The organism is Rhizobium sp. L43 (assembly GCF_002531725.1).
GTDB lineage: Bacteria > Pseudomonadota > Alphaproteobacteria > Rhizobiales > Rhizobiaceae > Rhizobium.
In genome coordinates, this window is sequence record NZ_NWSQ01000057.1 from 1 (window position 1) to 13,599 (window position 13,599).

Genomic DNA, 13,599 nt, shown 5'->3' on the forward strand with positions numbered 1-13,599 from the left:
ATTTCGTCCAGCCTCGCCTGGTCCTGGGCCGACACCGTCCGGAACGCCGCCCTTTTGGCAATATCCTGCTTTACGGCGCCCACGATTATGGCGGCATCGGCGGCGCTGAGATCGGGATGAGCCGCCTTCAGCGCGTCCGCCCACGCCCCCTTGCTCTGCCTCGACTGCCGCGGTGTCTGCCTGGCGATTTCGTCCAGCCTCGCCTGGTCCTGGGCCGACACCGTCCGGAACGCCGTCCTCCTGGCAATATCGTCCTTAAAAGTGCCCACAATTATGGCGGCATCGGCGGCACTGAGATCGGGATGGGCCGCCTTCAGCGCGTCGGCCCACGCCCCCTTGCTCTGCCCCGGCAGCTGCGGTGTCGCCGCCTTGATCTCGTCTAGCCTCGCCCGGTCCTGGGCCGACACCGTCCGGAACGCCGCCCTCCTGGCGATAACCCGCTTTACGACGCCCACGATGGCGGCGGCATCGGCGGCGCTGAGATCGGGATGGGCCGCCTTCAGCGCGTCCGCCCACGCCCCCTTGCTCTGCCTCGACTGCCGCGGTGTCTGCCTGGCGACTTCGTCCAGCCTCGCCTGATCCTGGGCCGACACCGTCTGGAACGCCGCTCGATCGACGAGATCGCCCGTTGAGGCCCCCACGATTATGCTGGCATTCGCGGCGCTGAGATCAGGCGCCAACGCCAGCGGCCTTTGAGCATATAACCTCTGCTTGCGGCTGGGCCTGGGATCTGCGCCCTTCTCAGTAGTCTGCCTCTTGCGCCCGCCACCGGTCGGATCGCCGGGCTCCGCGGGCACCTCGGACATGGCCGAATGCTCCTCTCTTTCACCTGTCACCTCGGTCGGCCTGGCAACCGCCGAAGCTTCAAAATTATAAAACTTTTGCTTGCGGCTGGGCCTGGGATCTGCGCCCTTCTCAGTAGTCTGCCTCTTGCGCCCGCCACCGGTCGGATCGCTGGGCTCCGCGGGCACCTCGGACATGGCCGAATGCTCCTCTCTTTCACCCGGCACCTCGGTCGGCCTGGCAACCGCCGAGGCTTCTAAATTCCCAAGGCCATGCAGCCCCCTGCGCTGAGGGCCAGTCTCCAGCGGCTGTCCCTCGACGAGGTGAATAATGCGATCGGCATTATTGTATTCATCTGTTGTCCTCGTGAGGTTGAACGCGGTCTCTGCCGGGACGACCGGAACTCTCATCAGTTCCGTCATGTCAGCCATCATTTGCGGGGTTAGTTCTTCAGGGCTTTGAAGCTCGGTCGGCGGGCTTGGCTGGTCGACGCTTAACGCAGCCCAAGAGGCCGTTTCAGAAGGCTCCAGCCAGAAGTCCTGCGAATTGAAGCTGCCGGCTGACAGCGGACCGGCTTGATCCGTCGCCTGCCAAAGCTCCTCTTGATCGGCAGACGCCACTGAAGGCTGCGGGCTTTGATCCGTTGGCTGCCGAGGGCTGGCTCCCGCCGCTGTCGCGCTCGCGAGGTTGAACGCGGTCTCTGCCGGGGCGACCGGAACTCTCATCAGTTCCGTCATGTCAGCCATCATTTGCGGGGTTAGTTCTTCAGGGCTTTGAAGCTCGGTCGGCGGGCTTGGCTGGTCGACGCTTAACGCAGCCCAAGAGGCCCACTCAGAAGGCTCCAGCCAGAAGTCCTGTGAATTGAAGCTGGCGGCCGACGGCGGACCGGCTTGATCCACCGCCTGCCAAAGCTCCTCTTGATCGGCAGACGCCACCAAAGGCTGCGTGCTTTGATCCATTGGCTGCCGAGGGCTGGCTCCCGCCGCTGTCGCGCTCGCGAGGTTGAACGCGGTCTCTGCCGGGGCGACGGGTACTCGGGTAAGCCCCGTTAGCCTTTCCACGTAACGCAACATCGGATTCTCTTGCCAGATGTCGTCCGAATTGAAGTTGTCGGCCACGTGATCGACACGCGCCACTGAAGACTGCGCTCTTTGATCCGCTGGGTGCCGGCCCTCCTTCGCGCGCGAAGAGCCCTGCCCTTTAGTCCGAGGGTCCCAGTCAACCATGCTCACCCCCCTGGGATATGGCCTTCAGGAAACAAGGGGTCAGCTGTCGAGCACCGACTGCTGACGGGAGGTCAGAATTTATCAGGGGCTCAAGCGACTTAACCAGATCGCAAGGGACGCGACTGCAACCATCGACCGCTCCAGGTTGCCGAGCCTCGTTCGGACGCCGCTCAATCACCGTGGGTCCCGTTTTCTGCTGTTGTGGCATGGGGCGGCTCTGCGGAATCGAGCTCAGGTGACGGGAGGCCGGCAGATCCCGAAGACATGGCCAGGCCGTTGATAGCTGGTGGCGTGAACGCATCATTGCAGCAGAACCTCGAAAACCACGGAGAAGAGCCCGCGATTCAAACTAGCGCAGTCCCGGTATTGGATTGCATGCACAGGTGATATGCTCGCATCCAGTTAGTGAGCGGCTATGGCGCAGCTCCTGCGTGAACCCGTAACGACAGCGGCGATCCTTCGAGAGATGCAGCGACGACCCGTTCTCCAGACCGGAGGTCCGTGCTTGATGTGGCGATCGGTACGGATTGCTATCAACGCTGACGGCCGCCGGTGCCGCGCAAGCCAGTTACGACGCGAACATCGACATAATCTCTTCTATGGTGGGATTGATTGGCCCACCGATACCAGGGTAGTGGCAACTGTCACCAATTGCGGCGCCAGTGAGGTCGGCCCTTCGTCTTCGAACTCTTTGCTGGCTTCCGCTAAACAACGCGGCCTTATCACAAAAGACTGGGAGATTTAACGATAATCCCGGCATCCGGACTTCTGCGCATTGCCGGCCGGTAATAGCGCGAAAGACTTGCAGCAATCGCAGCGCCGGCGGCACCCGTGACCAGTATCCGCACTGCCTGGCTCGTAACAATGCGCTGTGACCAGCGGAAGCCGATCTCGTGGCAAGACAAGGCATGCTGCGGGCTGATATGATGAAAGACGCCGGCAATGGTGCGGCGGACCCGGGACTTGAAACCTCCCACCGAGTTGACGTGGGCGGCGTCTCGAACGAATTCGCGGCTCGAATGCTTTACGTTCTCATGCGTAGCGAAGCTCTTGCCAATCGCCATGAACGCCTCACCGCCCATCAAGCAGGCATGCGGTTCGATCCCTTTTCGCCGTCGCGCGCCCTGCACGTATCGAAAGGCCTTTTCGGCCCCGTCCAGGCGGTAGACCGTCCGGATTCTTTCTCGGTCGCTCACCGAGATGAAAACGGTCAATCTCCACCGTGCCATCGAGCATGTGCTCGCGCGCCAACATGAGGCGCAGCGCATATCCCATTCGCTAGCTATTGGGCATCACCAAATGTGCAAATGCCTATCTTCGCCGCATGAATGATCCATGCCGCCAGAGCTGCTATCCCGCTAATCGCTAAACTAGTCGTCAAGGTGCTTTAGGGGCGGCGGCGCGTGAAGACGATGTTGGCGGCGGCACATGCCTTCGGCGTATTCACGAACATTTTCGACGAGGCAATGCGCATCACGTGTCACCTTGCCTGTTGCGCTGCACTTTTGGCCCCGTACTTGCGGCGCCGGCTCTCAAGGCTTCCGGGCGGTCATTTGCAAGATTCATCCCGTACGAGCGACAGGACAGGCCGAATTGGCGCGTAGTAGGTCAGTGTGAACATGAACGACCAATACGGCTCTGAGGGCAACGGGCTGCTGAGCGACAGTCTAGATGAGATCCCTTGCGTGTCGCGCTGCAAGGGGGGCTCATGACCAATCCTGATGAGCTTAGGCACTTGCATATCTGAGCTGTCTCGACACGCGATGCTCTTCTACCAGCGCATTGTTGGATATCAGATGTGCATGCAAGGGGGCAGTGAAGCTCTGCTACTTTTTACGGAGAAAGCCGTTCTGTCAGGTGGACGCGAGGCGAGTCTTGAATGTCGTGGAATAATAGGGTCGTCTGGTCGGAGGGCTTATTCCTCCGCCCCCAGCATTTTCAGCAGGCCGATCGTCACGTCGAACAGCTGGTGCGTAGCAGGACGGCGGTTTTGCATGGGTACGGGTGGGGTATCAGCGAGCTGCGGCTCAATCGAGAGCTACTTGGTCTCGGCAAGATCGCCATCGAAGCGGCTCGCGGCGTCTTGGAGGACGGCATGCCCTTCAGTATTCCTGACGAAGCCAACCAGCCAACTCCCTACGACGTTCCGCGGGATTTTCGAGATTCGCTTATTCACTTGGCGGTACCGTTTTATCAACCCGGCGCTCTTGAAACCGACGCGCAAGCGGGAATTGACGTACCTATCCGCTTCGCAGTCTCCACTGAGGATGTTGTCGACACCAACGCTGGCGAGCGGGGCAGCGCCTCCATCGACGTAGCGCGGCTGGATTTTCGACTGCTGCCGGACGCGGCAGACCGGTCTGGCTACACTTGCATCCCAATCGCCCGTATCATAGAGGTCCGGGCCGACCGACAGATCATTCTGGACGAGACGCACGTGCCGCCAACCCCCGACTGCGCCAGCTCCCGGGTCCTCTCGAACTACATCACTGAGATCACCGGCCTGCTTCACCATCGTGGTGAAGCTCTGGCTACTCGGGTCTCCCAGTCGGGCACGAACCGGGTTGCAGAGCTCGCGGACTTCCTTCTGCTGCAGGCGATCAATCGGTACGAGCCGTACTTCTGCCACCTGTCCAAGGCCGCCGTTGTAAATCCGGAATCGCTGTATGTTCTCATGCTCCAGCTGGCGGGTGAACTAGCCACGTTCGCCCGCCTCGATAAACGTGCCCCGACCCTTGGTGTTTACAAGCACGACTCTCTCGCGGAGGCGTTTTTGCCAGTGATCCAGTCGATCCGGGCTTCGCTGGGTGCGGTGATTGAGCAGACTGCGGTCTCCGTACCGCTGCAGCGGCAAAAATACGGTATCCATGTGGCTGAGGTGGCCGACCGCTCTCTCTTTACGACCTCGAGCTTCGTGCTGGCTGCTCGGGCTGATATTGAGGTCGAGCGCCTCCGGCGCGAGTTCCCGTCTCAGATTAAGATCGGCCCGGCGGAGAAAATCACGGAACTCGTCAATGTCGCACTGCCCGGCATTATCATCAATCCCCTACCGGTCGCGCCGCGTCAGATCCCGTTCCATGTTGGATTCAGCTATTTCGAGATCGATCAAAATAGCCGCTTCTGGAAGGATATGCCCCAATCCGCTGGCTTGGCGCTGCACGTTGCTGGCGACTTCCCAAATCTCGAAATGGCTCTTTGGGCCATCCGAGCCGGACAGAACCCAAATTTGAGTTAGCCCACCAATGCCCCTCACGCTACGTGTACACTGCAATAGATGCAGTTTTCCGGAATATCTCGTGCCGGGCGACGCGGCTGGTGGGCTGACTACCAGCCGAGCAGGCAACAGCCTCGTTCTGCCGGATGATCAGCAGATGGTCTCGAAATACCACTGCTCAATCGAATGCATGGCACGGCGATACGGACTGATCGACCGAGGCCGCGGCAACACATGTCTGAGTGACGAGGCTGTGCCGCTTCCGTCAGAGGCGCCGGTCGCCCGGAAAACCAGCGATGTTATTCAGATCGGCGCCTATAGGATCGATGTCGTCGTGTCGCCTTCGATATCCATTGCGGAGAGTGCCGCCGAACCGGAGGGACAACTTGCAGCGACAAGTGAGGAGTTGAGTTTTCTTGGCCCCCTCGAAATGGCCTCGTCGCTCCTGGCGGGCAATTGCACCCGGGGTGAAGAAGCGCTGCTGGACCTGAGGGACGGCGATTTCCCACCATTGCCAGTCTTAGACACTCGGTTTGACGCGCTGGCGGGCATGATGAGAAGTCCGTTGGATATCTACGCAGACAGTGTGCCGGATCGGGCCCCCATCTTGGCGCAACCCAAGGTAGATCAATCATCTCGACAAGAATCATCGGGCGGCCGTCACGGCTTTTCTTGCCGCCTGCGGCTTATCATTGGCAGATGTCCGGAATGCCGGCATCGTAAGCGTGCTGGATCGTGCAGGGAAAATGCTTCTGTATTCCGCCGCGCTGCACAGCATTCTCTCCGAGCGAGAGCTGGCGAACAATCATTCAGAAATAAGAGTCCCGACGAAAAACCCCTGAGGTTCGTTCCGGATGTCAGGGGGTTCCTCCGCGGAGACCTGGCCATTGAGCATGCCTTCGCCGACCGTGGGACGCATGACGTGTTATTCGCGGCTGTGCAGAAGGCTCTGTCCAGCGTCCGTGCACGCTTGTCCCTACCAGGGATCGAGAAGGCGATGGGGCGGACCCGTTCCCTTTTGCACTGCAACCATAAGGCGCGAAACCGGAGTGCGTACGTGCGTGTCTTCAATGACGTCGTATCGAACATCGAAACTGATTTGCTCCGGAGCTTCGGCGCCGACTTCGCGCGCCCAGTGCGAGAGCGTCGCCGACCCGCCCGCCGATCCCACGATGAGAGCGTCCGCTCCGAAGGGAAGTGGGCGGGTTGATGATGGTGATTGAGGAAACGATGCCAAAATCCCAGCCACTCGTCCTCCTCCACGCCGAGGAGCAGTTGGCTGTCCCTTCGCCGTCATCGCCAGTGCCGGACGAACTTACCTGGGAGATGCTTGCGCTCGACCGACTTAATCCACTGGTCGCCGCCGCGGCGGCGCTGCTGGGTCTCAGCGCTCAGCTCAAGAGCAGTGCTAGCCATATCGACGTTGAAGCACTGCGCCTTAGAGTGCTGCAGGAGATCGATGCTTTTGAGCGTCGGATCACGCCGCTCGGATTGCCATCGCGAGCGATCAAGGTCTGCAAATACGCCCTCTGCGCGACCATCGATGACATCGTTCTGAACACAGTCTGGGGCAGCAACAGCGTCTGGACGACGCGCAGCTTGGTGGGATCGCTGTTCAGCGATACCTGGGGCGGCGAGCGTTTCTTCGATCTACTGACGCAATTGAAATATGAACCGGCCATCAATATTGAACTGCTGGAGCTGCTCTACTACTGCATGAGGTTGGGCTTCGAAGGCCGCTACCGCGTCACTGCGGGAGGAGCCGCAGAGCTCAGTGTGCTGTGCGAAGACGTCTACCGCCTGATCCGAGCAGCCCGTGGTGACTTCGAGCGCGAACTATCCCCGCACTGGCGGAGGAACTCTAATAATCCGAAGCCACGCCGCACAATCGTTCCAATCTGGGCTGTCGTAGCGTTTGGGGCAGGGTTACTCCTCTCGATCTATACCGGACTCCTGCATGCATTAAATGCCCGCGCCGATGCTGTCTTCAACGATCTCGCGACATTGCCGCCGAACGGCGCTGTCAGATCGGTGAGAATCGTATTGCCGCCAAAGGTTGTGATGAGCAGCGGCCGACTGCGTAACTTCCTCGAGCCCGAAATCCGCGAAGGGCTTGTCACTGTGTCCGAGGACCCACAGCAGATCGTCGTTACCATTCGCGCCTCCGGGATGTTCGATTCTGCTAGTCCGGAAGTGAAGAAAATGTTCCTGCCGCTTCTTTTACGAATTGGTCGTTCTCTGAACGATGAGTCGGGAGCAATCCTCCTGACCGGGCACACCGACGCCATGCCGGTGCAATCGCTCGCCTTCCCTTCAAACGATTCCCTTTCGCTCGCGCGTGCGAGGACAGCTGCCGAGATTATTAAATCCATCATGGATGACCCAGGCCGCGTGCGAGAAGAGGGCAGAGGGAGCGGTGAACCGGTCGCTTCGAACCATACGCCCGAGGGCCGCGCGCGGAACCGTCGGATTGAAATCATCATCACAAAGACACGATGAAGGCAGGCCATGCAGTCAATCAAAAAAGCGCTTAGGTGGCAATGGCTCCGTGTCGGCGGGGCAGGGATCGTGTGTGCCTTAATCTTCACGCTCGGACCACACATCTCGGTCGGAGGATTTGCGCCGCTTGACAGCCTTCGCAGCCAGATCGCGGCATCGATGCTGATTCCGGTCGGATACACCGTGATCTACTTGATCCAGTCCCAGCTTTACAAGGTTCAGGCCTATTTTGAAGACCTCGTCCAATCACGAGTGTCGGGAGCCCTGGACGAGGTTGGGGCCGAGCAGAAGAAGGGAGACCCAAGGCCTTCCGACCGAAGTGTGGGCCAAGCCAGCACGCTTGCTGAAAGAGAGCTTGAGGCGATTCGTCATCGTTTCCGCGAGGCCCTTACCACACTCAAGGGGCGCCGCTACGCAGGAGGTATCAGCAGGCGGTGGCTCTATCAGCGGCCATGGTATGTGATGATCGGTCCGCCCGACTCGGGGAAGACCACAGCAATAGTCAATTCCGGGCTCAGCTTTCCGCTGGCGGCAAGGTCCGGTCTGAGAGCCGCCGGTGGGGTCGCGGGTACGGAAAACTGCGACTGGTGGATCACCGATGACGCGGTGTTCGTCGACACTGCTGGGCGCTACACGATACAGGAGGGTGATGCAGACCGGGACAAAGCGGTTTGGCGTGGCTTGCTTCGTATGCTCAGACGCTCCCGGCCACGGCAGCCGCTGAACGGGGTCTTAGTCACGATCGGGATCAGCGAGCTGAACTCGACATCCGAGGAAGTGCTCGCCGATCGCGCGCGCTGTATCCGTGAGCGGCTCCTCGAAATTTACAGGGAGCTTCGCCTGCAACTGCCGATTTATGTGCTTTTCACTAAGAGCGATCTGCTGGCGGGATTTGTTGAATTCTTCGACGATCTGGGTCGCGAGGGGCGGGAGGCGGTGTGGGGGTTCACCTTTGCGCAAGAGGCTTCGGAGGACGAAGACGATCCGATGGCGTTTGCCGCAGCATACGATGCGCTGGTTGGCCGCCTAAACGAAAGGCTGCTTGAACGAATGCAGCATGAAAGCAACCTCCAGCGTCGCGCGCTCATGTTCGGCTTCCCACAGCAGGTCGCTAGCCTCAAGCACCTGACGCAACAGTTCTTGAAGGAAGCCTTTGGCGGGAATTCGTTCCAGGAACCGCTTATGCTCCGCGGCGTCTACTTCTTAAGCGGCACGCAAATTGGCATGCCCTTCGATCGAGTTGCGAACGCCAGATCTCAGACCTTCGAGATCGCTCAGCCGCCCTGTACAGCGCTTCGTGGCCCGGGGCGTGGTTATTTCATCAGCCGGCTGCTGCGCGAAGTCGTTTTCGCCGAAGCTGGGCTCGTCGGTGCCAATCACCGCTTCGATCGGCGCCAGCGGCGGATCCGATATAGCGCCTACACGATGATAGCGGCGGTCATCGTTAGCGCCGGCGTCTTGTGGACGTTCAGCTATATTCGGAATGTTGAGCGGATCGAGAGCGTTCGCCTAATGGCTGGCAGCTATGCCAGAGGGGCCGAAAAGCTGAAGCTCGACCGGGTTGAGAGTGGCGATCTTCGACCCATCCTGCCACTGCTTCAGCGGCTGCGTGATTCTAACGGCGACAGCGCGGGCGGCCGCCTATCAAGTTCGGGTCTCGACCAGAGTAAGAAAATCAAGGTTCAAACGCTCGCGGCGTACCGCCGCGCCTTGAACACCGTCCTGCTGCCGCGGCTGATCTTCCGGTTGGAAACCTTACTGGCCGAGCGGCACGACGATGATCAGTTCGTCTACCAGGCGTTAAAGGTTTACCTGATGCTGGGTCAGCAGGGTCCGCTCCAGCGCGCGGTCGTCAAGAACTGGATGGCTGCCGACTGGGGAGTGATGTTTCCGGCCGAAGCCGATGCCGGCCTGCGCCGCGCGCTCGCTGATCATCTGGATGCCCTCATGGAAGGGCCGCTGCCCCATAGTGAGCTTAACGGCGAACTGATAGAGAGGAGCCGCGCGAAGCTCCAGGCCGTCTCGATGGCGCGCCGCGTCCTCGACATCATCGCGACCAGTCCCGAAGCCTCGCGGGCGCCAACCTGGCGTCTGGCCGACCATGCCGGGCCGCTGGCGCAGGGCGTCCTGGCTCGCAAATCGGGACAGCCGCTCAGCGAGGGGGTTCCTGGCATCTACACGAGGGCGGGGTTTTACGGAATTTTTCTGCGATTGCTGCCGCAGGTGGCTGACGCTGTCGCTGCAGAAGGCTGGGTTCTCGACGCACAGGTAGTCGCGCCGACCGCAGCCGATGATGTGAGCCAGAAGCTGCGGCGTTCGGCGGCGGATCTCTACGCTCAGGAGTTCGCGTTGCGCTGGGACCAGCTCATTGGCGATATGTCGATCCACCCGTTTGGGGGCATCGATGACGCGCTGCGCACCTTGAACACGCTGTCCGCGCCGACGTCACCAATGCGCCTGTTCCTTTTCGCGGCGGCGCAGGAGCTAAAGCTCAAGCAACCACCGGCTCCCGAGGACGGCTTGACGAAAGGTGACAGTGTCCCCCAGGGCGAGGTGTTGCCAAGCGAGCTCGAGGCACTGTTCCGCTCTCAACCGGCCGCGGACACGCCTGAAGCTCACGTCCGGCTCTATATGGGCGATCATTTCCAGTGGCTGCACCAGTTGGTCGAAGTGCCGTCGAACAGCCAAGCGGGCGCGCAGGCGCCGATCGACAGTGCTCTCCGCGATCTGGGCGAACTGTATCGCTCCCTCAGCCAGGCGCAGGGGCTGGCGGGTTCGAACATCTTGGAACACAACGGGCAGGCGGGCGTCGCCATCCACCAGATCGAGGCGGGAGCGACCAATCTGCCCGAACCCATCCGGCAATGGATCCTCGGCCTCAGCCGCCACAGCTCGGACCTAACCGTCAGCGGCGTGAGGCGCGAGTTGGCGAGCGGTTGGGCGGGCGGCCCCGGCGATTTGTGCCGGCGGGCTACGGAAGGACGGTATCCCTTCGCGCGCGGATCCCGCCGGGATGTCCCTTTGAGCGATTTCGCCCGACTGTTCGGCCGCAAGGCGGAGATCGACACTTTCTTCGCCGAGAACCTTTCCCCCTTCGTCGACAAATCCACAGGTTCGTGGCAGTTTCGGCCAACGAGCGGTGTCGATTTCCCTATCGGCCGCAATACCTTGGCCCAGTTCCAACGGGCAGCCACAATCCGCGACACCATGTTCGAGGATACCGGCCAGTTGTCAGTTGGATTCCTGCTCACCGTCGCCGAGACCGATCCGTTGACAGACCAGGTGGTGGTGGACATCGACGGCCAGCGCCTCGAACATCGACGAGGAACGGCCGCCGCGGCCATGCATTTCCATTGGCCCACGGCCAGCGGCGTCGGCGGCGCTTCCGTCGCTTTCATCGGTTTTCAAGGCGCCATTCTCTCCAAGAGCGGCCATTGGGCGCTATTTCGCCTCTTAAATGAGGCGGACAAGCGGCCCTTGGGAGGAGGGGACCTTATTCAGGTACGACTGGTGTCGGGTGACCATTGGGCGGTTTTTAACCTCCAGCCTGACAGCGTGATGAGCCCGTTGTCCCGCAATCTGCTGTCAGAATTCCGATGTCCAGATTTCTTATGACCGCCGGGATAGCATCCGACTTGCGCTGGGAAGGCCCTATGGGATCACGAGACGCCCACGCAGGTCCGCGGCGGGAGAGGTCGGCATTTCGGTTGCCGGCCGGATCGGAGGCGGTCACGGCTGCGACTGGCGGCGATCGTTGCTTGATCTCGGCGCGCCGCTTTCCGGCTCGACTAGACCGCTGGAGAGCGCGGTCACCTCCATCAGGCAGATCTTCGGGAAGTTGGGTGATCAGATCCTGTCCCATCCTATCAACCGACGTACACTGATCTAGAACAGGAAACTGGAGAGATATAATGGCCGGAATGAAGCACAATAGGACAAGAGCAAAGAAGTTTATGCAGTTGATCGACCAGACGAGGAACAGTGCGGATTTGGAGTTCTGCTTTGCGGTTGGCACGGTTGGCGATCTGCGGAAGCCTGCTGTCCTGGTGAGTAAGAAAAAGCTCAATGGATTGGCACAAACTTTGAAAAGCATGCCTTTTGAAGATGATGAGGATAGTGGTAAGGAGACCTTTTCGCTTCTGCGGAGAGGCACGGGCAGGATGAACGAAAACGGCGTTATCCTCGTCAAGTTGGCTGATGGTGGAAAGGCCGGGTTCCCGCAGGTCCAAAAGGTGATGAAGAAGTATTTCGTGAACTTCCGCATGAGGCTGCCTGACATGCAGGAAGCAGGAATTTTAACTGAAGAAGACATTCAGCAGTTTGAGATGAACGCCGAGGAGAACTCTCAATTTCTTCCACCCGACGACTCTGAAGAATTAAATCGGCCGATGGCGGCACTCGATAGCGCGGAAGGGAACTCCGCAGGGAGTGTTGAGGAAACTGAAGAGAGAAGCAAGCGTGAAGGCGGGGCTGAGCTCCTGGAGCAGCTTCTCCCGGAAGTGAAGGAGGGCATTGCCGCCGCGGCAGCGACCATTTCCAATCACGCAGTAAGTCTCAGCGCGCAAATTGGCGCGGGACAGACCGCAGAGTTGTCCCATCTGACCACGAAGATCGCGGATTGGCTGCAACGTGTGCTGGCTGCGACGCCTCAGGAAGAGCAGGAGGCAACGCTGCACAACTTCGCCGGCCGGCTTCTGTTGATGCTGGCCTATCCTGAGAATCTGCGAAATCTTCAATATGTGGATGACATGCCCGATGGGGCGGGGCAGGGCGAGACAAACGGCGACCGCCGCGAAGAGGTCGTGGTGAATGGGATCGATCTGAACAGAGTCCCAACGGGTGCTCTCGATCAAGACGAGGTAGTAGAGTCCTTGTTCCGTCTGATCAAGGCAAAGGCTCAGGAGCGACAGCTTTCTTATCCGCTAGAGAACGCGAATTCTGAAAGGATTGCGAAGATAGTGTCGTCGCAATGGCCGAAGGAACTAGGCGATGCAGCCCGTAGGCGCGCGGTTGTGGAGCGTCTGATCGCAGCGGTGGTCCCGCGGCTCGGTAACGATGATCAACTTCTGGTCCTTCTTGGCATCACAGACCAGCCCGAAAGGACCAAGTCCGTCGAAAACTCGGTCGAAAGTATCATAGCTGCATGGCAGGCTCATCTCGACACTGCCTTGACGCTGAGGGATGAGGTAAAGAGCAAGATCAACCAGATGGTCGATGTGGAAGCCCGCGGCGGAACGTGGAGGTATGTCGACGACATCTTCCTGCAGTTCGGTGGAGAGCTTTCGGATCAGCTCTCCGCCATCACCGAACGCAACGGTGACGCAATGTCGAGCGCGACCGAGCGTGTCAGAACCACAGTCCAGAAGAAGCTCGACTATCTCAACGGCAGCGACATTGTAGCCATGCTTGACAATCCTCCAATCGACATCGGTCCGGGCACTATAGGGCAGACGCTGCGGGAAGGGCTCGCCGCCATCACCGATGGACTGAAGCGCATCGAAACCTCGCGCGCCGCGCCCGCCGCGTAGTGATCGCCTGCCTCGATGCCGGTCGGCCCACCGGAAGGCCGGCCGAGCACGCCATCAACGGCTGCATCAGCGACGGAAGGAGTTCCGCCGCTCAGGTGGATCAGCGAAGCGGTGAAGGAGCGGCGCACCAACAGAGGCTTCTTCATCATCGGCTGCCGCTTCAACGACCAGATGCTGCGCACCTACGCCCGACAGATCACGAAGCGATCCAACGCCCCACGTTTGGCGGTGCTGGATGCGGCAGCGCTGACCAACAACGAACGCCGTTTCTTTGTACCCATCCGGCGAAGGCCGTCTGCCGCGATTTGCTGATTGGCTTTAAGTGCATGCCTTATGTCATGCGCTACAA

6 protein-coding genes and 2 pseudogenes are annotated in these 13,599 nt (G+C 60.2%); 6 read left to right on the forward strand and 2 right to left on the reverse strand.

Going from position 1 to position 13,599, the window contains the following annotated elements; genetic code table 11:
- Together CO667_RS36160 and CO667_RS33710 are read right to left on the reverse strand one after the other, a co-directional pair.
- Positions 1–1,919 (reverse strand): hypothetical protein (locus CO667_RS36160; RefSeq protein ID WP_245433410.1); only part of this gene is annotated, 1,919 nt, incomplete at its 3' end.
- Between the two features lie 812 nt (positions 1,920–2,731).
- A pseudogene (locus tag CO667_RS33710) lies at positions 2,732–3,299 on the reverse strand (transposase); the annotation flags it as partial.
- Positions 3,300–3,888: 589 nt separating this feature from the next.
- On the opposite strand from CO667_RS33710, the gene tssK reads away from it, so the two are divergent.
- The 6 genes and pseudogenes from tssK to CO667_RS36165 form a co-directional block, all read left to right on the forward strand.
- Positions 3,889–5,244, forward strand: coding sequence for a type VI secretion system baseplate subunit TssK (gene tssK / locus CO667_RS33715; protein ID WP_007636670.1), 1,356 nt, complete (start codon positions 3,889–3,891; stop codon positions 5,242–5,244).
- A 7-nt stretch (positions 5,245–5,251) separates the two neighbouring features.
- Positions 5,252–6,433 carry a type VI secretion system-associated FHA domain protein gene (locus CO667_RS33720; RefSeq protein WP_275593050.1) on the forward strand — a complete coding sequence of 394 codons (1,182 nt, stop codon included), beginning with the start codon at positions 5,252–5,254 and terminating at the stop codon, positions 6,431–6,433.
- Positions 6,433–7,722, forward strand: a complete 1,290-nt coding sequence (icmH, locus tag CO667_RS33725; RefSeq protein ID WP_096772079.1) for a type IVB secretion system protein IcmH/DotU — start codon at positions 6,433–6,435, stop codon at positions 7,720–7,722. The genes CO667_RS33720 and icmH overlap by 1 nt, the downstream gene beginning before the upstream one ends.
- A 9-nt stretch (positions 7,723–7,731) precedes the next feature.
- Positions 7,732–11,337, forward strand: coding sequence for a type VI secretion system membrane subunit TssM (gene tssM / locus CO667_RS33730; RefSeq protein ID WP_096772078.1), 3,606 nt, complete (start codon positions 7,732–7,734; stop codon positions 11,335–11,337).
- Between the two features lie 296 nt (positions 11,338–11,633).
- Entirely contained in the window at positions 11,634–13,250 is a 1,617-nt protein-coding gene (locus CO667_RS33740) for a hypothetical protein (RefSeq protein ID WP_096772076.1), read from the forward strand.
- Between the two features lie 99 nt (positions 13,251–13,349).
- Positions 13,350–13,520: pseudogene (locus tag CO667_RS36165) on the forward strand (SIR2 family protein); the annotation flags it as partial.
- Positions 13,521–13,599: the final 79 nt, after the last annotated feature.

Bases quoted from the DNA above. Each gene is read 5' to 3' on its own strand.
- tssK (WP_007636670.1), top strand. From the start codon at position 3,889: ATGTCGTGGAATAATAGGGTCGTCTGGTCGGAGGGCTTATTCCTCCGC.
- CO667_RS33720 (WP_275593050.1), top strand. From the start codon at position 5,252: ATGCCCCTCACGCTACGTGTACACTGCAATAGATGCAGTTTTCCGGAA.
- icmH (WP_096772079.1), top strand. From the start codon at position 6,433: ATGATGGTGATTGAGGAAACGATGCCAAAATCCCAGCCACTCGTCCTC.
- tssM (WP_096772078.1), top strand. From the start codon at position 7,732: ATGCAGTCAATCAAAAAAGCGCTTAGGTGGCAATGGCTCCGTGTCGGC.
- CO667_RS33740 (WP_096772076.1), top strand. From the start codon at position 11,634: ATGGCCGGAATGAAGCACAATAGGACAAGAGCAAAGAAGTTTATGCAG.